The 23,009-nt window shown below is 35.7% G+C and carries 23 protein-coding genes and 1 riboswitch; of the genes, 4 read left to right on the forward strand and 19 right to left on the reverse strand.

Going from position 1 to position 23,009, the window contains the following annotated elements; all coding sequences use genetic code 11:
- Window positions 1-170: 170 nt before the first annotated feature.
- Both ACEPXD_RS15805 and ACEPXD_RS15810 read right to left on the reverse strand, forming a co-directional pair.
- A complete protein-coding gene (locus ACEPXD_RS15805) occupies window positions 171-1,148 on the reverse strand; it encodes a ring-cleaving dioxygenase (protein ID WP_391117442.1) in 978 nt (325 codons plus the stop codon).
- Window positions 1,149-1,456: 308 nt separating this feature from the next.
- Entirely contained in the window at window positions 1,457-1,681 is a 225-nt protein-coding gene (locus ACEPXD_RS15810) for a hypothetical protein (RefSeq protein WP_391117444.1), read from the reverse strand.
- Window positions 1,682-1,815: 134 nt separating this feature from the next.
- Between ACEPXD_RS15810 and ACEPXD_RS15815 the strand changes: the two genes are divergently transcribed.
- Window positions 1,816-3,270 (forward strand): phospholipase D family protein, encoded by a 1,455-nt coding sequence (locus tag ACEPXD_RS15815; RefSeq protein ID WP_391117446.1) that lies wholly within the window; start codon window positions 1,816-1,818, stop codon window positions 3,268-3,270.
- Between the two features lie 66 nt (window positions 3,271-3,336).
- Here the strand turns inward: ACEPXD_RS15815 and ACEPXD_RS15820 are convergent, their stop codons facing one another.
- The 4 genes from ACEPXD_RS15820 to ACEPXD_RS15835 all read right to left on the reverse strand — a co-directional run bounded on the left by ACEPXD_RS15820 (window position 3,337) and on the right by ACEPXD_RS15835 (window position 5,024).
- Window positions 3,337-3,492 (reverse strand): DUF1540 domain-containing protein, encoded by a 156-nt coding sequence (locus ACEPXD_RS15820; protein ID WP_391117448.1) that lies wholly within the window; start codon window positions 3,490-3,492, stop codon window positions 3,337-3,339.
- Window positions 3,493-3,618: 126 nt separating this feature from the next.
- Entirely contained in the window at window positions 3,619-4,086 is a 468-nt protein-coding gene (locus tag ACEPXD_RS15825) for an NUDIX hydrolase (RefSeq protein WP_391117450.1), read from the reverse strand.
- A gap of 36 nt (window positions 4,087-4,122) precedes the next feature.
- Window positions 4,123-4,581, reverse strand: coding sequence for a hypothetical protein (locus ACEPXD_RS15830; RefSeq protein WP_391117452.1), 459 nt, complete (start codon window positions 4,579-4,581; stop codon window positions 4,123-4,125).
- Window positions 4,582-4,595: 14 nt separating this feature from the next.
- Window positions 4,596-5,024 (reverse strand): YbaK/EbsC family protein, encoded by a 429-nt coding sequence (locus ACEPXD_RS15835; protein WP_391117454.1) that lies wholly within the window; start codon window positions 5,022-5,024, stop codon window positions 4,596-4,598.
- A 302-nt stretch (window positions 5,025-5,326) separates the two neighbouring features.
- On the opposite strand from ACEPXD_RS15835, the gene ACEPXD_RS15840 reads away from it, so the two are divergent.
- Window positions 5,327-5,629 carry a phospholipase gene (locus ACEPXD_RS15840; RefSeq protein ID WP_391117456.1) on the forward strand — a complete coding sequence of 101 codons (303 nt, stop codon included), beginning with the start codon at window positions 5,327-5,329 and terminating at the stop codon, window positions 5,627-5,629.
- A gap of 393 nt (window positions 5,630-6,022) precedes the next feature.
- Here ACEPXD_RS15840 and ACEPXD_RS15845 read toward each other — a convergent pair whose 3' ends face one another.
- From ACEPXD_RS15845 to ACEPXD_RS15900, 12 genes are all read right to left on the reverse strand, one after another.
- Window positions 6,023-6,460 (reverse strand): TIGR02206 family membrane protein, encoded by a 438-nt coding sequence (locus ACEPXD_RS15845; protein ID WP_391117458.1) that lies wholly within the window; start codon window positions 6,458-6,460, stop codon window positions 6,023-6,025.
- Window positions 6,461-6,961: 501 nt separating this feature from the next.
- Entirely contained in the window at window positions 6,962-8,077 is a 1,116-nt protein-coding gene (locus tag ACEPXD_RS15850) for a M20 metallopeptidase family protein (RefSeq protein ID WP_391117460.1), read from the reverse strand.
- Between the two features lie 272 nt (window positions 8,078-8,349).
- Window positions 8,350-9,504 (reverse strand): glycosyltransferase family 2 protein, encoded by a 1,155-nt coding sequence (locus ACEPXD_RS15855; RefSeq protein WP_391117461.1) that lies wholly within the window; start codon window positions 9,502-9,504, stop codon window positions 8,350-8,352.
- Between the two features lie 737 nt (window positions 9,505-10,241).
- The gene (locus ACEPXD_RS15860; RefSeq protein WP_391117463.1) at window positions 10,242-10,505 is read right to left on the reverse strand and encodes a zinc ribbon domain-containing protein; all 264 of its coding nucleotides are present in this window, start codon (window positions 10,503-10,505) and stop codon (window positions 10,242-10,244) included.
- 282 nt (window positions 10,506-10,787) lie between these two features.
- Window positions 10,788-11,336 (reverse strand): hypothetical protein, encoded by a 549-nt coding sequence (locus ACEPXD_RS15865; RefSeq protein WP_391117465.1) that lies wholly within the window; start codon window positions 11,334-11,336, stop codon window positions 10,788-10,790.
- 106 nt (window positions 11,337-11,442) lie between these two features.
- A complete protein-coding gene (locus ACEPXD_RS15870) occupies window positions 11,443-12,504 on the reverse strand; it encodes an LLM class flavin-dependent oxidoreductase (RefSeq protein WP_391123303.1) in 1,062 nt (353 codons plus the stop codon).
- A gap of 180 nt (window positions 12,505-12,684) precedes the next feature.
- Window positions 12,685-13,191 (reverse strand): DUF1456 family protein, encoded by a 507-nt coding sequence (locus tag ACEPXD_RS15875; RefSeq protein ID WP_391117467.1) that lies wholly within the window; start codon window positions 13,189-13,191, stop codon window positions 12,685-12,687.
- Window positions 13,192-13,424: 233 nt separating this feature from the next.
- Complete coding sequence (locus ACEPXD_RS15880; RefSeq protein ID WP_391117469.1) at window positions 13,425-13,628, reverse strand: hypothetical protein; 204 nt, start codon at window positions 13,626-13,628, stop codon at window positions 13,425-13,427.
- A gap of 402 nt (window positions 13,629-14,030) precedes the next feature.
- On the reverse strand, window positions 14,031-15,389 hold the full coding sequence (locus ACEPXD_RS15885; protein ID WP_391117471.1) for an APC family permease: 1,359 nt from the start codon (window positions 15,387-15,389) through the stop codon (window positions 14,031-14,033).
- Between the two features lie 15 nt (window positions 15,390-15,404).
- Entirely contained in the window at window positions 15,405-16,121 is a 717-nt protein-coding gene (locus tag ACEPXD_RS15890) for a cysteine hydrolase family protein (RefSeq protein ID WP_391117473.1), read from the reverse strand.
- 174 nt (window positions 16,122-16,295) lie between these two features.
- Window positions 16,296-16,480, reverse strand: a riboswitch (Lysine riboswitch).
- Between the two features lie 282 nt (window positions 16,481-16,762).
- The gene (locus ACEPXD_RS15895) at window positions 16,763-17,470 is read right to left on the reverse strand and encodes a M48 family metallopeptidase (protein ID WP_391117475.1); all 708 of its coding nucleotides are present in this window, start codon (window positions 17,468-17,470) and stop codon (window positions 16,763-16,765) included.
- Window positions 17,471-17,657: 187 nt separating this feature from the next.
- Complete coding sequence (locus ACEPXD_RS15900) at window positions 17,658-17,840, reverse strand: hypothetical protein (RefSeq protein WP_391117477.1); 183 nt, start codon at window positions 17,838-17,840, stop codon at window positions 17,658-17,660.
- A 705-nt stretch (window positions 17,841-18,545) separates the two neighbouring features.
- On the opposite strand from ACEPXD_RS15900, the gene ACEPXD_RS15905 reads away from it, so the two are divergent.
- Window positions 18,546-20,588 (forward strand): S9 family peptidase, encoded by a 2,043-nt coding sequence (locus ACEPXD_RS15905; RefSeq protein WP_391117479.1) that lies wholly within the window; start codon window positions 18,546-18,548, stop codon window positions 20,586-20,588.
- 62 nt (window positions 20,589-20,650) lie between these two features.
- Here the strand turns inward: ACEPXD_RS15905 and ACEPXD_RS15910 are convergent, their stop codons facing one another.
- Window positions 20,651-20,965 carry a hypothetical protein gene (locus ACEPXD_RS15910; protein WP_391117481.1) on the reverse strand — a complete coding sequence of 105 codons (315 nt, stop codon included), beginning with the start codon at window positions 20,963-20,965 and terminating at the stop codon, window positions 20,651-20,653.
- A gap of 313 nt (window positions 20,966-21,278) precedes the next feature.
- Here ACEPXD_RS15910 and ACEPXD_RS15915 point away from each other — a divergent pair, with 313 nt between their 5' ends.
- A complete protein-coding gene (locus ACEPXD_RS15915) occupies window positions 21,279-22,973 on the forward strand; it encodes a M3 family oligoendopeptidase (RefSeq protein WP_391117483.1) in 1,695 nt (564 codons plus the stop codon).
- Window positions 22,974-23,009: the final 36 nt, after the last annotated feature.

Here is a 23,009-nt window from a genome sequence, read left to right on the forward strand (position 1 = left end):
TACTGTGGAAACGCTTGCCCATTATTGCTTGACTCAGATTTGGTTAATTTGGTCTCGGATATAGACTAATCAGTCTCGGGTTTGTGCTATTTAGTCTCGCTCATCCATTTATTTACAAACATAAATAGAACAAGCCCACTTCCTTTAGCGGAAATGGGCTTGTTTATTAATTATTCTTTTACAAATTCAATTGTGCTTCTTACTGTATCAATTGGGCGAACTAAACTTTCAATTTGTGTACGTTTTGGTTCTAAAAATGGAGGTAATGATAACTTTTCTCCCAATGTTTCATATGGTTCGTCTCCCATAAATCCAGGACCATCCGTTGCAAATTCGAATAGAATCCCTGGTGCTACTCTTGCATATAGTGATTGGAAGAAAAAGCGATCCACAAAACCGGATGTTTGGAATCCAAAACTCGCCATACGCTCAATCCACTCTTCTAAAACCGCTCGATCTTCCACACGGAATGCTGCATGGTGAACCGTTCCGAATCCTTGTTGTCCCCGAGGAAGAATTACATTTTTCTCCACTATTACTTGAGCGCCATTCCCACCTTCTCCAACCTCAAACAAATGGAATGATCCTTCTTGAGCTATTTCTTTAAATAATAAAACTTTTTCCATCACTTCTTTTAAATAATCAAACTCGGCAATTCGAATATGAATAGGACCTAGGCCAGTAATGGCATACTCTAAAGGAATCGGTCCCTTTTGCCATGGTGTTCCAGTTACAACGCCCTCGTTTTTTTCATCTGAAATCAATTGATATTGTTGATCGTCAAAATCGACGAAAGAAAGTACCTTTGTTCCAAATTGTTCTTGAATACCAGCATGTTTGACTTCCAAGCGATCAAAACGGTTTACCCAATAATCTAATGCTGAATCACTAGGAACACGGAAAGATGTTTTATAAATTTCATTTGTTCCATGTGTACCTTTTTGAATTCCAGGAAAATCGAAGAACGTCATATCCGTACCTGCTCCACCTACATCATCGGCAAAAAACAAGTGATATGTTTGGATATCATCTTGGTTCACTGTTTTCTTTACTAAACGCATGCCTAACATATACGTGAAAAATTTATAGTTCTCTTCTGCACTGCTTGTAATCGCTGTTACATGGTGCATACCTTTTAAGTGATTCATATATTATTCCTCCTATTTATCTTTAATTCAAATATCTTTAATTCGAGATAATTTTATCATGAATAAAAAAAGTTGTCAATGAAACAGAAACTTTTCCAATCGCATATTAGCCATTGAGACAGTTTCGCTTAATATAATATTACACATGTATTTTTGTTCCTATACGATAATTTTAGATTCATTTCGTATCCTAGTTTTCTCGCTTTTTCATTTTCAGGCTCTGTAGATAAATAAATTGCATCACATTTTTCGATCTTTTTCATTTCATCTAATCTAAGTGGAATAGCAGCTTTTCCATATCCCTAACCTTAATATGCTTTAACAATCATAAATCGGCACAACTCATATTTAGATAGATCTTCACAATATCCATACATCGTAAAACCTACTATATTATCGCCCACTTGAATTCCTTTCGTAATCCATCCCGTTTCAAAAACAGACTGTACGATTGACAATGCATTGGAAGCAACAAACTTCTCTGCAATTGTTGTTCTCCCATTTTCATTTGTCGTTAAAAATACTATCTTCAACCAATTTTCCTTCGTATTTCTATTAGTTCCATCTCCATCATCCTCCCAAAACTCTTATAATATATAGCTCTGTTTGCATTTCATAAAGTCAGGGAATAGCAATAATAAACAAGTTTTTCTAGGGGGAACTACATATGGCTAAGAAGACTCATAAACCACGAAGTAAGCGAAAGCGGATTATTATGGGTGTTATTGGTGTGTTTGCACTTATTTATATTGCAGTGATTTTATGGAACACGTATAAGCCTCTTCCGGATGGTGTTTCATTTGCGGGCAAGATACATAAAACTGATAAGGTAGAGTTTATCACAGACTTGACGTATTCACAGGACAGAAAAGGAACAGATATGGTTCATGAAAATCATATTTTTGATGAAGTATATAACATGATCAACCAAGCTGAAGAATTTGTAGTTGTCGACTTTTTCTTATTTGATGGTTACTATGACGGAGATAAAAAATTCCCCAATATTGCAGATACACTTTCAATAGCTTTAGCAAAGAAAAAGAAAGAGAACCCTGATATGCCTGTAGTTTTTATAACTGATCCAATAAACCGTGGATATGGGTCATATGAAAATAAGTGGTTTAAGAAAATGCGTGAAGCTGGAGTAGAAATAGTATATACCGATTTAGATCCCTTGCGTGATTCGACACCTATCTATTCAGGTATATACCGAATGTTTTTTCAGTGGTTTGATTTGGGAGGAAAAGGTTGGATTGATAATGCAATGGCAAGTGATGCACCGAAAATGACCATCGCTTCCTATTTAACTCTACTCAACGTCAAAGCAAACCATCGAAAAGCAGTAGTAACGGAAAAGGAAGCGCTAGTTACATCTTCCAATCCTCATGATTCAAGCGGATACCATGGAAATATTGCTTTGAAAGTAACGGGCTCGATATTGAATGATATCCTAAAATCGGAAGAAACTGTTTCTTTATTTTCGGGCGGTCCCAAGCTTCCTCGTGTAAAGGTAAATCAAGAAATCGGACAATACGCAGTACAATACTTAACGGAGAAAAAGATCTCAGATGCATTGCTCGAAGATTTGGCAAAGACAAAAAAAGGGGATAAGATTTGGCTTGGCATGTTCTTTGTAGCGGAGCCTGATGTAGTTACTGCATTCATTAATGCGGCAAATCGTGGTGTAGAAGTAAATCTCATACTTGATCCAAATAAAAACTCATTCGGTCAAGAAAAATCAGGAATACCGAATCGGCCTGTTGTTCAGAAGATGGTGAAGGATACGAAAGGAAAGATTCATGTTCGATGGTACAACACTGTTATCGGCCAGTATCATACGAAAGCTATATGGATTCAAACGGAGAAACACACGATCATTTCAAATGGCTCGGCTAATTATACGGAACGGACGTTAGATAATTATAATCTAGAAAATAATTTACGTGTAATCGCACCAAACGATAGCAAACTTGTTCTTGAAATGGAAAAATATTTTGAACGTCTTTGGAAAAATGAAGACGCTATGTACACTTTGGATTTGGACAAATTTCAAGATAGTTTCACATGGTGGCAACGCTGGATTTATGCTCTACAGCAATTCTTCAAAATCACTACTTATTAACAATGCATTCCTCTAAAAAAGCTCATGAACATAATGTCCATGAGCTTTTTTCTAGGTCATAGCAGTTTAAGCATCTGGTTCAAATGTTTTACAATCTGTTTCTTCACTATTAGATGCTTGTTTACCCTTGCTACTTACTACATAAATTGCGTCTGCACTGCATTTATTTCCAGATCCCCAATACGTACAGTTATTGACTTCACAAAGAACAACTTGAGTCATAGTATCACACCTCCTCTTTTTCTAGCATGAACAAATTGAAGGTGATTAATACTGTCTCATTTAAATGCTCGCCATTTCATCGTCTATGTGGAAGATTGATCGACTCTCGCATTAATCGCTATCTATCTATGAAATATGTTCTATATAAAAAGGCAAATCTGCTATCTTCTCTTTCAAAAAAAGTGGATACACATTAATATCTTGCAACTCATCGAAACTTTTCCAATAATAGGTATGTTTTTTCCCATTTTCATTTACAACAAATTCATCGCCATTTTTCAGGATTTCTTTATCTTTTAGCGCCAATAAATAAAAAAAGCATATTTCATGAAATCGCTCATCCAATGTATCTTCCACAAAAAAGTTTTCATTCACCCATAGCATCCGCTTAATATTCACTTCCATTGAGAGCTCTTCCACTATTTCTCGTTTCATCGCATCTTCACTTTTTTCATGCAACATAACTCGACCGCCCGGAACATAATAGTAGGGTTGATTTTCATCTTGCATAATGAGCAATTTCCCTTCATGAATTAGCAATCCTGCTACGCGATAATTAAACCTTCCTGCTGGTGTTTTAAAAGTGATGTCCATATAAGTCTCCTTTGTCCTTGTAAAGATGTGTTTTAATTATGGTGTGTATTTTTCTGACATTTTTATAATTACATTATTGTTTATTGTTAAATAAAATAGAGGTTTGTATACTTGAATACGTTTAGCAAGCTCTTGGATATCTATTCTCAATGGTTCTTGAAGATTAGCTCCATTCACCACATCCATTTCAACATCATTCGACACTTTTAAGCTTTTTGTTTGTTCTGACTCATTATAAATCTGAAATCCACTAGGAAAATCTGACTCTGGATCTAATCCTAATTCCTTTATTCTCTCGGTATCAGATTCATCAATCCATTCTATCTCATCAAACGTTAATGACTTTGTTTTTTCATCATAGTTAGTTAAATATGCTAGCATTTCTTCCGTTTGAACTTCTTCTGTATTGGATCCGCTACTACAAGCACTTATTAACATCGTCACACTGATTAAAGCAGTTAATAATAGAGAATTAAATATTTTATGCACATACATTCTACCAACCTCCCTTATTCCCATCCTATGCAAACATCTATCCATTCCTCACCGTTAGCATATGTAAATAATTCTTCGTTAGTAAGTTCTATAGCACTATTACTGCTACCACAAGCAGGAAAAACGGTTTTAAAGCGTTTTACAGATTCATCAACATATACTAATACATTTTCTGGAATCCCAAATGGACAAACCCCACCAACAGCATGGCCTACTTGTTCAAGTACTTCTTCAGGAGAAAGCATCTTAGCTTTCACTCCAAAGGTCGCCTTAAATTTTGCATTATCAACTTTTGTATCCCCTGCAGCAACTACTAAAATACAACTGTCATCTTTCTTAAAAGACAATGTTTTTGCAATGCGCGCTGGTTCTACATTCAATGCCCGTGCTGCAAGCTCTACTGTTGCACTTGATGCATCAAATTCTTGAATTCTATGTGCCATTTCAAACTTCTCGAAATAATCTCTCACTAATTCAATCGCAACTTAGTACACCCCTCCTATAAAATACTAAATTTTCAGACTAATCCATCTATTTTATACTAATCTATATAATAAGAAAAGTGTAAAGTGCTCTCTAAGGACATCGGCTGCACTACGACAGAATTAGTTTGAGCGTGATTCTAAAGTTTAGTTTTGCTTTCTGAAACTCTTACAAATATTTTTGAAACTTCTAGGTACTAGACTATACATTTTAGCAGACTATTGAATAGCTTATATTAGATAGTCATTGATATTTAAGGGAGGTGGTTGATTTGTCACGGAGAAGAAATAGGAAGTTGCGTTTCTGTGTATTTCCAGGATATAACTGGTGTGGACCTGGTTGCAATGGACCCGGAGCTCCTATAAATGAGGTAGATGCAGTTTGTAAAGCACATGACGAATGTTATAGTAGAGGTAGAAATCCATGTGAATGCGATCGTGAATTTCTCCGCCAGCTGCATCCCAAAATAAATCCCTATACTCAAGAAGGCCGACATGCTCTCAAGCTTTATAATTATATGAAACTACAAGCATCTTTCACTTGTAGGTGGTATAAAGAAAAGTAGTGGAAGAAATAAGCGCTTAAAAAGAGTGGTTGTCCCCTAGTTCTAATAGAATTTTTTACTCAAGGAGTTTCCTAAATATTATAGTAATAGTAGCCATGTTAAAACCTTTCATGTGGCTACTTTTTTTGATCTATTATATTCAGCTCTAGTACTCCTTTTTCGAAATATTAACCACAAACAAACGAAAATTAAAAACGCAACAATTTCTAATGATAGGATATACCATGGATATGGACCTAAAAAATCAAGTATACTGCCACTTGTTGGTTTTTTTCTCAAAAACATATAATTCCCATGAAGAAGAATGTTTAACACAAATATGCATGGAAGCAATATATTTAGTGCAACCATCGTTTTAATAATTCCTTTAAATGTAGGACGGTAACCCTTCACCTATGTGAAATAAAGTGCCGTTAATATTATTCCGAAATGGGTATAAAAAAAGTGAAAATACCTAAAATGAGGAAAACTAAGATCTAAAACTGGCGTTGCTACTGCTTGAAGAGCTCCTCCAATGCCAGCAAAAAAGACAAATTCATATACATGCCTATACCCTGTCCATAAAAGGACAATCGTCAAAATCAAACTAATACTACATAATTCAAGTGGTAATGAGTTACTCCAATTCCACCTTCCAGTTTGATAGAGCCAAACGTGATAAAGGATTTCCATAGTCAATAAAGACAATGCAAATAGACGTTCAATTAACAGGATTTTTTTCGGTGAAATCGACCATCTCTTTTTTGTCATGAATACTAGAATGCTTAAAAAGCATAGTGCAATTATTGCGATGAAATGTGGCATCGAAAATATCTGAAACGAGGGTTCCAAGTTTTCACCTTCCCTTCTTCTGATTCCATTTTTCTTTTCTCCTATCTACTATTCGTCTTCCATACGCAAAATCCCTTTTCTAATGTCATACTTGAATATAATAAATCGACTATTTATATTCCCCTGAAAAGTACTCCTCTAAATTAGTTCTTTTAGCATTGATTCTCAGGTTTAAGAATATATTCTTTATACCAGTGAGATTTTATTTGAAACGGGGGATTTGGATATGAAAAATAGGAGCAATCAAAAAACAGTTAATGTCATTAAAAAGGGAATAAGTTTTGGAACTTGCCTTTCTATGGTTATTTCGTACACCGCATACAAATCCATAGGGTGGGCAATTGTTCACGGTTGTTTAAGTTGGATTTACGTTGTTTATTACTTACTAAACTATGCACATAGTATATTTTAGTAAAATGCTTCTATACGTTTATAGTAATTATTTTAAAGAGCTGCCTCAGGTAAATGAAACAGCTCTTTTCAAATTTTTTGCAGTATAGTTTACAATGTAGCCAGTCCTTTGAAAAGTTCCACTGCTGTTTCTATTATTTCATCCTGAAAGTCATATTCATAAGTATGAACATGAGGATAATTTTCTCCGTTTCCGATGTAGCACATTACACCCTTTGTTTGCTTCAAGTAGTGGCCATAGTCTTCAGAGGCACGGAATGCTTCTTTCATTTCAATTAACTGGAACCCTTTCTCTTGGCAAACTTTACGTACTTTATCCGAGCTTTCCTTGTGGTTTACAGTTTCCGGGAATGTATCGTTGTAAGAGAAACTTACTTTTAAGTCATATTTTTCTGCCAGGTCAAGAGCAAGATCTTCAAGGTTTTTTTGAAGTTTATCCAATTCCGCTTCATACAATGCGCGGATTGTTAATAGCAAGTCGCCCTTGCTCGCTGATAAACCAAATGCTTTTTCACCGATGTCTACTTGAATAACGGTGCACAGAACGATACCTTCGTTGTTCTCCGGAGAAATGAAATCAGGAATGGCATCAATAACCTTTGCAATAGCGAAAGAAGGATTTGCTCCATCCTCCGGTTGACTAGCATGGGCAGGAGCACCTTCCATATGAATAGTCATTCCTTTGGATGCACATTGTGTTGTTCCATCGATTACGTTGACCGATTTAAAAGGCATCCCACTCATGTTATGGTAAGCAAAGATTTCTTCGATGTTATTCTCCTTGATAAAAGCTACACACTCTGCAGCACCATCTCCCGTTTCCTCTGCGTGTTGGTAAAGGAAAAAGATGTTTTTGTCTGCACCTTTCTGATCTATTTCAAGTGCAAAACCTGCAAGACTCGCTGAGTGTCCATCATGTCCACATTTGTGAGAAACTCCTGGGAACTGAGAAGCATGTGGAATGTCAATAACTTCTGGCATTGGAAGTGCGTCGAAATCAGCTCGATATGCAATATTCTTTTTACCTTCACCAGCACGATAAACCGCATAGAACCATTTACCGTTATCTACGATTTCTAATTTTGTATACGTTTTCAAAAAATTAATTAAATGTTGTTTTGTCCAAGCCTCATGATTCGAGAGTTCGGGATGTTGATGCAATTCATGACGTAATTGAATAGCTAATTCGAGATTTTTCTTTTCCATTGTGCCTCTCCCCTTTTAAATCAAAATTTTACAATAAATTATTTTACTAATTAAATTATATTACTAGATAATTTAAAACAGTAGACTCTAATAATTTTACTTTTAGTAATTTTTTTTACTTTTTACTTTCAGTTCCTAAATACATCCACACTAAGTGTGTCACATTGGTTAACCAATTTTTGAAGCAGTAAAAAACCCCGAAAAGGTCACTCTTTTTCATAAGTGACCATTATTCGGGGTTCGGTGTTTTTTTGGAAGATTAAATCTTACCCTTATCGTACGTCATCAAGAGATTTCACTACGGTGTGAGCAATTGGTTTCCATTCAACATGCTTAAACAAAGCTACGACAGAAATCGGAATATAGGTTAACATAAATAATGGAAAAGTGACTGTATAAGTTATTTTTTTCCAACCTGAACAATGAATTTTTCTCCATTCCGTTAACGTTGTTATTAAACCAAGTATATACAGTACTCCGTAATACCAACTAATAGAATATAATATTCCGACAGAGGCTGCATGTGTTAGCTCTTTACCATCAAATATTCCTAAAAAAATTGCTAAGTAGAATAACCCATTTACCACGATACAAACACTGGAAATAAGAACAGCTGGCATAACCATCATAGTCATATCGAAGCATGAAAACCTGTTACGCTTTCCACGAAAAGTATTACCAATCAAATCCTTTCCATACTTATAAAAGACTTGGTAAAAACCCTTCGCCCAACGTAAACGCTGATGCCATGACTGAGCGAAGGTGACTGGTTGCTCGTCATAAAATATTGCGTTTCTGCAGTATCCAATTTTTTCACCTTTAATAATCTGTGAAACAGAAAATTCGATGTCTTCGGTAAGTAGGTGGTGAATCCAGCCTCCATTCTCTTTGATCAAGTCTGCTTGTATCAGAAATCCTGTTCCAGAAATCGCACAACTAGTGTTTAGAACCATTCTTGGAAGGTTAAGATATTCAGCTTCATGTAGGAACCAAAGTGCATATCCTGCAGATATCCAGTTCTGGTCATAATTCTTAGAGTTTCTATAACTGGTGATTACTCTGTATCCTTGATTGAATGTTTTGTTCAACTCCGTTATATAATTCTCATCAAGGAGATTATCCGCATCAAACACAATATATCCATCATGCTTATTGGAAGAATACTCACTTTCGATGATTTTTAGTATATAGTCGAGGGCATATCCCTTTCCAACCTGACTCTTATTGAAACGCTCTCTGACAATAGCTCCTGCTTTCTTAGCAACTTGGGCTGTATCGTCGGTACAGTTATCTGCAACAACGAAAATATCTATCAATACCTCGGGATACTTTTGATTTTTTATGCTTTTTATCAGTTGTCCAATGACTAGTTCTTCATTTCGTGCTGGAATTATCACAGCGTATTTATAAGAATGAACATTCTGCATCTCAGAACTCTTATTCTGTTTTGCCTTAAATGCAACAAACATATAAAATATCTGATAAGAATACATACATGCGAATAATAGAAACATGAAAAAGTTAAAATATCTAATGTAAGTAAAAAAAACCGAGTCCAAACTGGTACCCCCACGATGTTTTAATATTATTCAACATAAAATAGAAGCTATGTCGAATTAAGTATCTTAACACCCAAATTATGTAGCTGGCTCTTGCGGATTCTATGTTTATTACGTCAATTTGACACGTCATTTGCGCCATAATTTTTATTATGCCCTGAAAAGTGAAGGATATTACAAATGTCAAAGTTCTGATTAATACAATATTTAGTATAAATTCAGTATTCAAGAGTAGTTCTACTGTAAAGTCCATTCTTATTAAATTCTCGATTTTGCAGTGTGCACATAGACTTTTTTACCCTCTTTTGCTAATTTAAAAACGTATAATAAATGGAAGATTATTTTCAAATCTATTTTATTTTCTTAACATTTCTTTTTACAATACAAAAAGAAATAAAAAACCAGCTACAATGACATGGATGTCGTTGTAGCTGGTTTGAAATGTAATTTGACTGTAACTGTACATCTATTCCGGTATGTAAGGATTCAATCCTTTTTTGTATACTTCTTCCTGTATCTCTTTAGGTGCATATCGAACGTCTATCAGGAGTCCATTTTAATCTTTTTGCCACGGTATATTTTTCCCTGCATCTTCTTATATATCTTTAGTCTTTCCATCTCTCTAATTTATAAATATTTCTTGTGAAAATTTTAGCAAGAAACTTCGGAAATTTCATCTCTACCATTTTATCCATTACTCTTTCTTTCATCCCATCTACTGTAATGTTTGGCATCGTGAATTCCCCCTTTTCATAACAATGACTGCAATACCTATTACTTTTTTGTCCATTTGCTTCAGTTCCTCCACCATTTCCATCACTCTTTAATGGCATTCCGCAACTTTGACAGTTTTTATAATTATTTTGCATTGTATATCCCCCTCTTTATTTATCTTATGATTCAATCTAATTCTATCATTTCAATAGATAGTATTTAATTCGCCATAATGCACGTATTACCTTCTTTAGTATTCCTAAACTCATCTCGAAAAAAGTAGGTATAGTTAAAAGTAGGTGAAGTGGTCAGTATTTATTGAAGTAAAAAACGGCCGAAAGTGTAGATTCAGCCGTTAGTTTCATTTTTAATATCTAAACTATAAAGAACTTTTGCGAGTAGTTTGTAGCTTTTGTATCAATTCCGCTTTCCTGCTTTTACACACCACCTACCTCTAATGGTTTACCTTCTATAATCTTTTCAACTTCTTCATAGCCAGTTGGAAATGCGAAGTTGTAGCGGGCAGGTAATGAAAAGACGTATTTTTCATTACGGTTTAACTCAGATGGTCCGATAGGTGCCGCACCTATATGGAATTTTTCCTTCTGCAGTAAATCCCATTGTTTTAAAGTAAAAATCATGATAGGTATATCTTGACGTGGATTTTCAGAAGTCCACTTAGGATGTCGGATTGAAATTATTGGACCTGTTTCTACAACTTTTTCACCGTCTGATGAAGTAATAGCTAGTCCTTCCCATTTGTCCGCAACAATCGAATAATTTTCCCAAGTCTTTGGCAACTTAAATGTAAAACCGTATTCCGTGTTTTGATATAAGATAGAACCGCTTTGTTCCGCTTCGACAGGGGCAACTTTATTTTCTACGGGAGATTGTTTCTCTGGTTGCACTTGATTAGTACTCCCATTACTTCCACAACCGAACAACGAGACACATAATAAGAGAATCACACCAAATGATTTTTTCATTTTCTTCCCCTCCAGAAAATACGTTAGTTAAATAGACGATTTCCATTAATATATAGTTACAATCCGAACTGCTGATGGGACAAGGTAAATATGAAGCTCATATAAACTATAATGTATTTTCCGTTTCCGCTTCCCAACGTTCGATTTCAGCTCTTACGATTGGCGCCACTTCTGTTCCTAATAGTTCAATAGCTCTTAATACATCTTCGTGTGGCATGGAACCGACTGGTACGTGGAGCATGAAACGTGTAATCCCAACATTTTTACGAAGGAAAATGATTTTTTCCGCTACTGTTGCTACGTCTCCAACATATAAAGCACCTTCTAAACTACTTGCTTCATCAAAGGTTTTGCGCGTATACGTTCCCCAACCGCGTTCTTTTCCAAGAACATTCATCACTTGCGCAGTTGGTGGATAAAATTTATCTTTTGCACTATCAGTTGTCTCACCTACAAAACCATGTGAATGAGAAGCTACCTTTAACTTCGAAACGTCATGACCAGCTTGTTTTGCCGCTCGTTTATATAATTCGACGATTGGAGCAAATTGTAAGGGGCTTCCACCAATAATCGCTAGAACAAGTGGCAACCCCAGAACACCTGCGCGCACAGCAGATTGTGGTGTTCCACCACTAGCAATCCATACAGGTATTTGTGTTTGAACAGGTCGAGGATAAATACCTAAATTATTAATAGATGGACGATGTTTACCACTCCATGTTACTTTTTCTGATTCTCTAATTTTCAATAATAAATCTAGTTTTTCGTCGTATAACTCATCATAATCTTGTAGGTCATAACCAAATAGAGGAAATGATTCAATAAACGAACCTCTACCTGCCATTATTTCTGCACGTCCATTTGATATTGCATCAACTGTTGAAAACTCTTGATATAAACGAACTGGATCGTCAGATGATAATACGGAAACGGCACTAGTCAGTTTAATATGTTTCGTCTGTGATGCAGCTGCAGCTAGCAAAACAGCAGGTGCAGAACACGCAAAATCTTCACGATGATGCTCTCCTACACCAAAAACATCCAATCCTACCTTATCTGCTAGCACGATTTCCTCCACAACTTCTCGTATACGTTCAGCGTGGCTAATTACTTTTCCAGTATGTACATCTGGTGTTGTTTCTACAAATGTTGTTATTCCAATTTCCATCATCATTGCCTCCTATTTTAAAAATGAAATGTATTTATATAGACGTAGTTCATCATACAATTATAAAAAAGGATTCTCAATAATCTTGATTTTATCGCGGCATGGATAATTGATACAAAAAAAGCCCTTTCCGAAGAAAGAGACATTTAAGTTCAACAATGCTGTTACTTTGCTATTCAATTATGCTCGATGTCTCACAGCTAAACCTCTTAAGAATTTACGTGCGAAATTATCGCCGCATACTTTATAATTTCGATGTCCTTCTTTCCGTAAAATTGCACCTAGTTCTCCTTTTGATACTGCGATACCGCCCTCATCAAGGATATCCAGCATATCTTCCGTTGTTAATTGTAATGCTACTTTTAATTTCTTTAGAAGCATATTATTAGCACTCTTTTCAGGTGGAACAGATCTTTCATCTTGTCCTGGTTTTGCATCCTGTTTACCTCTTTTAAAAGTAATGAAGCCATTCAAAAATAACTCTAACATCTTATTATTGCATTTGATCTGATCTTCCGTTTCCTCTACCTCAACATCATCATCGTACTCATCTTTTGATTTGGTGAGTATCTTTACTAATTCGTCTTTTGTTACTTCCATACCACCAAGTTTAAATATCTCTAGCATCTCTTTATTTTTTATATCTAAAGCATACCTTAGTCTAATTAATATATCGTTGTTATCCATTTATAAACCTCCTAGTTATGCTCACTGTACATAGTTCTATGCTGATTATCTATTATATCACGTAATTAACCAATATTGCGGTGTTTAGGATGAAAAGTGCCAGGTTCTAAAACAATTCCGAATTGTTTTAGAACCTGGCACCATATTTATTTCTCAGTTAAAATACGTAACTACTGTTTTCAATTGCAAAAAAGTATACCCTCTTGGCACAGAATCGCTTTGCAATACTTAGATCATCCATGTAAGAAATATTCATAGTAAGCACCTTGAAAGAGCAAAACTATTTCACCTAAAACCCCTACACAAAAAAACAGAAAATAATAGGTTGCCTTTGTTATATCTTTGCTAAATAGTTCCTTAAAAGCTTGAATAATCAATCGTTCGAATTTAAACCAATTTAGAATCCAGCCAACAATGAGAAAAGTAATGATTGCCATATTGAATAATCCTTTCTTATTTATAATTTGTCGCTCATAAGACATATATCTTATTCAAATTAATATATCATTATTATCCATTTATAAGCATCTTAATAATATTGTCTAAGGAAACCAAAATAGTTACATCATCTCGATAGTGAAGATAGGCTCAACCCCTCTTCTTATAACAATAAATACACTTCTATTTTTTCAACATTCCAGTCAAAGTTTAGTAAATTGACTGCATTGTTTTCTTCTTGCAGCCATAGTTAAAAGTTCTTTCAAAGCACATAAAAAAGGTGACGAAAATTGAGTTCTTTTTCGTCACTTTTTTAAAATTTGAAATTGATACGACACTTGTTTTAATCATTTTGTTGAAGTGATACCTCACATATACTGCTTATGATATTTGACTATTAACTACATCTCTTTAAAACTTGGCGGATATTTTTTAAATCCTTTTGTTTTAAATAGCGCATAAACAAAACCGATAGCTAACCAAATAAATCCTACTTTTAACGTCATCGGTGATAGATTGATAAATAAGTAGAAACAGATCAAAAATCCAAGGGCAGGAATTAAAAAGTAACGAATGAATTTCTTCTCTTTTTTACGGAAATAATAATACACAATTACGGATAAGTTAACGAGCATAAAACCTGCTAAACCACCAAAATTCATTAATTCAGCAACCAAATTAATTGGTAAAAAAATCGCACCTACAATACTAATGCTACACAATAATAAAATGTTATAAACTGGTGTTTTATATTTCGGATGTAAATGTGTAAAGAATTTCTTTGAAAGTACTTCATCACGTCCCATACTAAACATTAAACGTGAAGCACTTGCCTGACCAGTTATACCAGCTGTAAATGTTGAAGCGATAATAGCTACTGTGTAAAGTGTTGCAAGCAGTGCACCACCTGCCGCATTTGCAATATCAAATAGAGCTGTATCTGCTGAGCTGAAGCTATTTACATCTGGCCATACTAACTGTGCAACATAAGCTTGTACGATAAAAATAACCCCACCGATTAAACAAGAAAGAATGGCCGCTTTCCAAATATCCTCTTTTGGGTTCACTGCTTCCTCTGATAATGTTGTGATTGAGTCAAATCCCAAAAACGAGAAGCAGGCCATCGCTGCACCAGAAATAATCGCTGTCATTGCAAACGTCTCACCATTAAAGAATGGTGTAATCGAAATTAAAGAAGATCCACCATCTTCACCAACAACCACTTTCATACAGAAAATCACAAAAATAACAACAACAATCCCCATGAAGATTACAAGAATTTGGTTCGCTTTCGCAGCTATTCCAATTCCCATGATATTCACAAAAGTAATAATACTGGCGATTAGTAATACCCACACCCAGTATGGAATCATTGGAATTAATGCATTCGCATAGGATGCACCAACCATGAAGACAATTAATGGAACCAATACATAATCCATAAACATCGCCCATCCTGCAAAAAATCCTAAATGTGCGTTAATCGCACGTTGCGTGTATGTGTACGTAGAACCACCAATTGGAAACGCAGCAGCCATTCGACCGTAGCTATATGCAGAAAACATCATCGCTACCATTGCGACTAAATAAGCTAACGGTAGCATACCACCTGTTGATTGTGCCGCAAATCCATATATATAAGCCGGTGCAATTGGCGTCATAAAAGCAATACCATAGATTACTAAATCTTTCAGCGTCAGAACACGTTTAAAATGCGGAGCTACATTTCCTTGAGTTGTATTACTTTGAACATTACTCATTTAAAAGCTCCCTCTCTACCCTTGAACTACTGCAAGTTGTTCAATTTCTTCTGAAATAAATTGAATGGTTTCCTCTGTACTCATTACTTGGCAATAAATTTGATTCATAATCATAATTTCTGCATCATGTAATTGTTTTGTTGCTGCTGCACAAGCATCTTCTACTAAAATTACTTCAAAGCCAGCATCTGCTAAGCTTCGTATAGTTGATGCAACACATTGATCTGTTACAACACCTGTACATACAACTGTTTCAATACCCATGTTTCTAAGTAAAAACTCATAGTTTGTACCACTTAAAACACTATCTGTCGTTTTATTTACCACAATTTCATCATCCAGTGGTTTTAATTCATCTACCATTTCTGCACCAGGATCACCGATTGGTAATAAAATATTGTTCCAACCTGGGCGACGTTGTACAGGTGAACGGTCACGTCCATCCTTATGATGACATGCAATACGTCCGAAAGTTACTTCTAATCGATTTGCACGGAAAAAATCCAACAGTTTTTTATTGTTTGGAATCGCTACGTTATCAATACGGTCAAAGAAATATTCCCATTTATCGAACATGCCTTTTTCTCGTGCAATTTGTGCATCCAACCCATCACGGCTAATAAATTGATTTTGCATATCAACGATTAAAAGCGCTGTTGTTGCTGGATCTAATTTCATTTTTTCTTCACCCGTCGGAATAAAATCATAATAAAGTGTTTGTTGTTTTTCCATTATATGTTCCTCCATATTTAGCCTAGATAGACTGTATTCATTTTAAAAAAAAAAAAAGAGATTCCCTATACGCTAAGGGATCTCTTAAAGGCAATAAAAAAAGACTATATACCTTTCCGAGATAGAACCCGGAAAACGATGTAATCATTCCAAATTCCTCACCCTTTTATCTCTTTCTGAGATAGCTCAACTTAATAAATCGGAAAATTTATTAAGACAGTCCTGTAATTATTCATTACAGACCCAGCACATAATGGCGAGAACTCATTATATACTTCGGCGACATTTCCTTCTGCATAGCTTCTTCGTCTTCTCGGACTTCACTAAGCACTAATAAATATCGCACCTCTACCTCACAAACATAATTAGTGAGGTCTATTAAATTATTGACATAATTATATAACCATAACTATAAACATGTCAAATTTATATTTTTTCATCGTCAAACCTATTCTATTAGACTATTTTGTAAAAGTATTTACAACAAATTTATTATTTCTATATATTGATATAAATAGAAATAATACACTGCTAAGCATGTCACTCTCTAAAGGAATGAATGGTAGGATTTGAGAGTTCAAAATATTAAACTCTTTTGCTACATATTCCACTTCCCCCGATAAGAAACATGGACGGTTCTGTTAAATAGTCATTTTCCAACTTGATAACTCTAACCACTTTTCCTGTTCCTTATAGTCGGGCATTATTTTTCCAACAAGGCGCCAATAGGAGCGGTCGTGATTCAGATGGACCATATGACACATTTCGTGAACGACTACGTACTCGATTACCTTAAGAGGTGCCATTGCCAGCCTCCAATTAAATGTTAACTCCAGTTTTGAATCACAGGTTCCCCAGTTACCTTTGCTATCAGTAATACGGATAGAACGTGGTTTTACTTTATAGTTGCTTTGATAAGAGGAGATACTCTTATCAACTAAAGCTTTACATTGCTGGTAATAGAACCGTTTTAAAGCTTGTTTTATTTTTTCATCATCTAGCTGCTTCACGTATATATTTAACTTATCTCCTTCAAACACCACATGGTCTTGCTTGATATTAATATCTTGATAAATCCTTATGGGATAGGTGTTTCCTAAATAAAGAAAGCTCTCACCATGTTCGTAGACCTTCTTCTGTGGCCCAAGCAGTCTATCCTTCTGTTCTTTTGATTTTTGCTGAATGAGTTCCCATTTGTCCTCTAATAATTGAATCACACTTTCGTTGGACGTCCCTTTCGGAGCAAGGACTTCAATATTTCCATAGTGATCCATAGTAATGCCTATAGTTGTCCGCTTTTTGTATGTTATATCAAATTGCATTGTCTCACCTAAGTAGTTATGTATCATTTCATCACCTGTATTTTAGAGTTAATCCTGAATTTTCTACGGATTTTCCTCTAATTTTAACATGTTGAATTGAAAAAACGAAAGTTCGAGAATCTTTGATTAGTTCTCGAACTTTCGCTCTTTGAGAATTTTATTTCCTTAAAAGAGTAGCAAAACCTTCTCGGTGAAGCAAAGTCTTTTATTCTAATCAGTCATCTCCATTCAATAAGCGATTTCGACGATTCTCTACATTCCTTGCTTCCGTCTCCCTGGCAATCTGTTCCTTCCGTAATTGCCCATTTATGCGTGGGTCTTGTAATCTCATTGCACTCCATCCCGACGGCCCCACTTTTTTACTTACTTTCTTTATTTCATTTTCAAAAAACAACATGTCCATCCCTCCCCCCTATAAATTGATCAAAGAGGACAATTTATACAACCTTTCCCCTCTCTCTAAAATACGCAAAAAACTAAGACTTAAGGAGGGTATGTGCACAGTGAAAAGAGATTTTGTTAGACATGTATTGCAGATGAAAATTGATTATGTGAATAAAACTTATCATTTGTAGTTAGTAATAGATTGTTTCATAAAATTAATAATCCTCATACAAATCGAGATTAATTTGTAGAGGAATTTTTCTTTATATTGTTATTTCATGAAAATCACTAATTTAACTCTAGCATGCTCAAACCAATGGAAAGCTAATTCAATGAAAGAATGTTTTTTGATTGAGAGCATTATACAATTTAGGGTTTAACCGCTAAAATTATAAAGTACTTTTTAGAAGGACTGAAATGAAGTAAAACATACATAGAACCGTATCATATGAAGTTCGCTTACCACTCTTTGTATCATTTTTGAATTGTTATTTCCAAAAGAGAAGCTGGAGTATTTTACCTGAACATCAACCTGTATCTTTATTAAATAAAGAATTTTTATCCCTTCTTTTTTGTGTTTTATTAGAGGATTCACCCAAGTATTAGCAATGTAATTTAAGGTGTGCAGAAATATTATTTATAGATTACAAATGTATTTTTAGAGGAATTTAAGTAAACATATCGAAATTATATTTATATACAGGGAGGAGAATTGAATTTGAATAAACTAATTGCAAAGCATAATCTTCATACATTCGAACTGCACGGGGACGTTCGACATGATGAATATTATTGGATGAAAGATAAATCAAATCCAGAAGTCATCGCTTATTTAGAGCACGAAAACAGCTATTATGATGAGGTCATGAAGCCCTTGGAAAGTTTAACAACTGAACTATATGAAGCAATGGTGGCACGTGTACCCGCCTCAGAAAGTCAAGTCCCCATTCAAAAAGGGCCTTATTATTATTACTATCGTCTAGAAAAAGAAAAACAATATCCCATTTTCGCACGTAAACGCGCAGAAAATCGTGCAGCATTAGCATCTTCTGAGGAAGAAATTACAATAAATGAAAATGAACTTGCTAAAGGTCATGACTATTTAAGCGTTACTGAGCAGCGTTATTCTAAAGATCACCGCTATGTTGCCTATTTAGAAAACCGCAACGGAACAGATAACTATACGTTATTTGCGAAAGATTTGTATACGGGTGAGCTGTTAGAAGATACAATTCCAAACGTTTATATATACAGTAGCGTTGAATGGAGTAACTGCGGACGATATATTTTTTATGTGAAGCTTAATGAATTACAGCGTCCATATCAAGTTTGGCGTCATGAAATTGGTACTAAATATACGTCCGATGAGCTTTTATTTGAAGAAACGAACGTAACGTTTAATTTATTTATTAAAAAATCAAAAAGTAATCGTTTTATTTTCGTAGTTTCGAAATCAACGATGACAACAGAAGTGCAAATTATTGATGCGGATGACCCGTTATTAGCACCTCAGTTATTTGAAGCACGCCGCGAAGGCATCGAATACGATTTAGAGCATTGGGAAGCCGAACTTTTACTATTAACGAATGAAAATGCATTGAACTTCACGTTACTTCGTTGCCCACTGGAAAACTTCAATGAACGGACGGCTGTTGTTCCGTACGACGAGAATCGTTTTATCGAAAATATTTATCCATTTAAACACCATGTTTATGTTACGGGTCGCGAAAATGGGTTAGAGCAAGTTTGGCGTATCGAGGGTGATTCTCTTATTCAGTTAGACTGGGATGAAGTAATTTATTCGGTATCACTTGTTCCATATCAAGACTATGAAGCTTCAGAAGTTTTAGTTCAATACCAATCATTTTTAACACCGAAAACGACAATACGAATCGATATTGAATCAGGGGAAAAGGAAGTATTGCAAGAGGCATCTGTTACAGGCGACTATGACCGTGAGCAATACGTGCAGCATCAAGTTTGGGCAACAGCAGCTGACGGTGTGAATGTTCCAATACTTCTTCACTATAAAAAAAATGCGCTCGACAATGGTCCAGCGCCACTTATTTTAAATGCTTACGGCTCATATGGGTATAGTAGCGATCCATTTTTTAGCGCTTATCGTCTACCGCTGCTTGATAAAGGTGTGATAATAGCGATTGCGCAAGTGCGCGGTGGTTCAGAGCTAGGGCGTACGTGGTATTTTAACGGCAAAATGCAGAAAAAACGCAATAGTTTTACGGACTTTATCGATGCAGCGAATTATTTAATCGCGCAAGGCTTTACAACAACCGAAATCATCGCAGCTCGAGGTGGAAGTGCTGGTGGATTGTTAGTAGGTGCCGTATCTAATATGGCGGGCAATCGTTTTAAAGTAATTGTTCCAGAAGTACCGTTTGTCGATATTTTGACAACGATGCTAGATGATTCGATTCCATTAACAACTTTAGAATGGGATGAATGGGGTAACCCGCAAAACGAGGACGATTATTTCTACATGAAATCTTATAGTCCGTATGACAATGTAGAAGCTAAGCCATACCCTAATATGTATATAACGACAGGCTTAAATGACCCGCGTGTCGGTTATTGGGAACCAGCGAAATGGGTGGCTCGCCTGCGCGAATTAAAATCAGATGACAACACACTTGTTTTAAAAACAAACATGGGTGCAGGCCACTTCGGCGCATCCGGTCGTTTCAACCAGTTGCGTGAACTCGCCGAGTGTTACTCGTTTATTTTGAGTAAGTTTGGTTTTTAGCCTTTTGGTCAGCATTACAAAACGCATCTTTATTCGTGAGGATGCGTTTTGTTATGCTTTATTTAATCGGGATGAAGTGAATATTCGATAGCAGCAAAAATGTACACAGAATTTACAGTGTTTTTTAACATTTCTTTACTTAAACCAAACTCATTAGATTTCTTACGTTCAAAATAAGGATACACCTTGATGAAGTTCTCTTTTTGAATTTTACGTTGCATTTTTAATTTTGTAGATGGTGCAAGTTCTGAGTTTTTCACAATTAAAAATTCATCATCTGAAATTAAATTGAAATTTAATCCTGTCTTTATTTTTAACTGAATTGGCTGTTCATTCGCTTCCTCCATTAGCCTTCCCCAATCTCTCTCTGCACTCATTAGCATCCCTCCTTAACTATCATTTATATAAAAAAGAACGAATTCCTTTATTAAGAATCCGTTCTTAGTATTTATACTAACTCCAACCACGCGACCGCTTCACAATGTGTGGAGTGTATGTGGCAACACATGGGGTGTTTGGTGAGTTTACACTAGTTTTATAGAGCTTTATCCAGTTAAAAAGCAGAATCTATCACCTTCCATTAAGGCATCCGTTGTTGATATTTTTGAAAAAGCTAAGTCTAATGATTAGAAATCTGTAATATAATTATTGAGATAATTAAAATAATTTAAAGGGGGAGGAGAGTTATCTATGACACAAGATATAAGTCATAATTATTATAAAGAAGTAATTGATTTACAAAATGTAGAAGGGGTCGAAGCTCAAATGCGAAGTTTGCTTGAGGTTCCGATTCAATCCATTTCTGAACTAGAAAAGTGGTTAATAGACGAACAGGATTTAATGATGAAAATCACGGAAGCAATTACAGGTCACCAAGTCGACTTCTATCGAAACACAGAGGATGTGGACATCAAGTCAACTTATCTTCACGATCAGCAAGTCATCCAACCACTTTTAATGAAATATGAAGCAAAACTGAATGAGAAATGCTGTGAGTCTCCGTATCTCAATGAATTGGATGAAAACCGTTACGGCTTAATGCGACGCGTTCGCGAGTCCAAAGTTAAACTGTTCAGAGAAGAAAATATTCCATTAGTTGTAAAAGAACAAGAGCTCTGTACGAAGTATAGTGAAATTATGGGCGGGCTAACAGTTGAATGGGAGGGGGAGGAAAAGCCTTTTCCGTTTATCCAATCCCAACTCGATCATCTAGACAGAGCAGTGCGAGAAAAGGCTTATCACTTAATAAGTTATGCCTATCGTCAAATTAAGCCCGATATGGATGCCATCATGGATGAGCTCGTTCAACTACGCCATCAAATCGCTTTAAATGCAGGCTTTGAAAATTATCGTGATTATATATTTGTAACCAAATATCGTGAGTATAGTGTTCAAGATTGTTATGACTTTCATGAAAATGTAGAAAAGCATATTATCCCAGCTTGGAACAGGCTTGCAGATGTTTTTAAGTCCAAGCTTGGTGTCGATACCTATCGCCCTTGGGATAACACCGCTAAACTCTTGAAAAACCCACCATACTCCGAGGTATCCACCCTTTTGGATGGTGTTGCTGAGATGTTAAGGAAGACAGACCCATATTTCACAGACCGTTTCGATTACATGAGGGAGCATGGATTACTAGATCTTGGAGATCGCAAAGGAAAAAGCCCAGGTGGTTTCTGTGTCCCTTTACCCGTATCAGGGGATACCTTTGTTTTTGCGAACTTTAGTCCATCCTTTTTCTCTCTTATCGCATTAATTCATGAAATGGGCCACGCGGTGAATGGATACCTCCAGTCGGAGCGCGGTCCTATTGAAGAATACCAATGGAGAGCAGAAGTTGCTGAACTGTATTCTCATGGGATGGAATTGCTCTTATTGGATAAGCTGGATCAATTTTATCCAGAAGAAGAGGAATTTAAGAGTGCACAACGTGAAGAGCTAAGACGGGCATTTACCATGTTATTCGGCCCATTGTCAGGGGACCTCTTCCAGCATTGGGTGTATACGAATCCTAAACACACTGCCAAAGAGCGTGATGAAAAATTCTTTGAAATCTCAAAACGTTATGGCTTAAACCCTGTCGATACTTCTGGGTTTGAAGAGGGAATTGGGATGAGCTGGGCAGGCACCCTTCATTTTATTCAATATCCTTTCTATGATATTGAATACTCCATCTCAATGCTGGGGGCACTTCAATTACTTGAGAATTACCGGAAAAATCCAGCGCAAGCTGTCGAATCCTTTAAAAAAGGTGCAGGTGCGGACTACAATCAATCCATCGCAGCTATTTATAAAGAAACTGGGGTCAGTTTTGATTTTTCAGAACCGGCCGTTAAGCGAATGGGTGAATTCCTAGAAAAAATCATTCAAGACATTCATTAACGAAGTGGGAAAGGTGCCAGGTATGTACACAATTAT

Source organism: Psychrobacillus sp. L3, from assembly GCF_042945595.1.
In the GTDB taxonomy this organism is placed as follows: domain Bacteria; phylum Bacillota; class Bacilli; order Bacillales_A; family Planococcaceae; genus Psychrobacillus.

What these genes read in the sequence shown, in the direction of transcription:
- ACEPXD_RS15805 (WP_391117442.1), bottom strand. Translation starts at nt 1,148, where the DNA reads ATGAATCACTTAAAAGGTATGCACCATGTAACAGCGATTACAAGCAGT.
- ACEPXD_RS15815 (WP_391117446.1), top strand. Translation starts at nt 1,816, where the DNA reads ATGGCTAAGAAGACTCATAAACCACGAAGTAAGCGAAAGCGGATTATT.
- ACEPXD_RS15820 (WP_391117448.1), bottom strand. Translation starts at nt 3,492, where the DNA reads ATGACTCAAGTTGTTCTTTGTGAAGTCAATAACTGTACGTATTGGGGA.
- ACEPXD_RS15825 (WP_391117450.1), bottom strand. Translation starts at nt 4,086, where the DNA reads ATGGACATCACTTTTAAAACACCAGCAGGAAGGTTTAATTATCGCGTA.
- ACEPXD_RS15830 (WP_391117452.1), bottom strand. Translation starts at nt 4,581, where the DNA reads ATGTATGTGCATAAAATATTTAATTCTCTATTATTAACTGCTTTAATC.
- ACEPXD_RS15835 (WP_391117454.1), bottom strand. Translation starts at nt 5,024, where the DNA reads ATGGCACATAGAATTCAAGAATTTGATGCATCAAGTGCAACAGTAGAG.
- ACEPXD_RS15850 (WP_391117460.1), bottom strand. Translation starts at nt 8,077, where the DNA reads ATGGAAAAGAAAAATCTCGAATTAGCTATTCAATTACGTCATGAATTG.
- ACEPXD_RS15855 (WP_391117461.1), bottom strand. Translation starts at nt 9,504, where the DNA reads ATGCAGAATGTTCATTCTTATAAATACGCTGTGATAATTCCAGCACGA.
- ACEPXD_RS15860 (WP_391117463.1), bottom strand. Translation starts at nt 10,505, where the DNA reads ATGCAAAATAATTATAAAAACTGTCAAAGTTGCGGAATGCCATTAAAG.
- ACEPXD_RS15865 (WP_391117465.1), bottom strand. Translation starts at nt 11,336, where the DNA reads ATGAAAAAATCATTTGGTGTGATTCTCTTATTATGTGTCTCGTTGTTC.
- ACEPXD_RS15870 (WP_391123303.1), bottom strand. Translation starts at nt 12,504, where the DNA reads ATGGAAATTGGAATAACAACATTTGTAGAAACAACACCAGATGTACAT.
- ACEPXD_RS15875 (WP_391117467.1), bottom strand. Translation starts at nt 13,191, where the DNA reads ATGGATAACAACGATATATTAATTAGACTAAGGTATGCTTTAGATATA.
- ACEPXD_RS15880 (WP_391117469.1), bottom strand. Translation starts at nt 13,628, where the DNA reads ATGGCAATCATTACTTTTCTCATTGTTGGCTGGATTCTAAATTGGTTT.
- ACEPXD_RS15885 (WP_391117471.1), bottom strand. Translation starts at nt 15,389, where the DNA reads ATGAGTAATGTTCAAAGTAATACAACTCAAGGAAATGTAGCTCCGCAT.
- ACEPXD_RS15890 (WP_391117473.1), bottom strand. Translation starts at nt 16,121, where the DNA reads ATGGAAAAACAACAAACACTTTATTATGATTTTATTCCGACGGGTGAA.
- ACEPXD_RS15895 (WP_391117475.1), bottom strand. Translation starts at nt 17,470, where the DNA reads ATGATACATAACTACTTAGGTGAGACAATGCAATTTGATATAACATAC.
- ACEPXD_RS15900 (WP_391117477.1), bottom strand. Translation starts at nt 17,840, where the DNA reads ATGTTGTTTTTTGAAAATGAAATAAAGAAAGTAAGTAAAAAAGTGGGG.
- ACEPXD_RS15910 (WP_391117481.1), bottom strand. Translation starts at nt 20,965, where the DNA reads ATGAGTGCAGAGAGAGATTGGGGAAGGCTAATGGAGGAAGCGAATGAA.
- ACEPXD_RS15915 (WP_391117483.1), top strand. Translation starts at nt 21,279, where the DNA reads ATGACACAAGATATAAGTCATAATTATTATAAAGAAGTAATTGATTTA.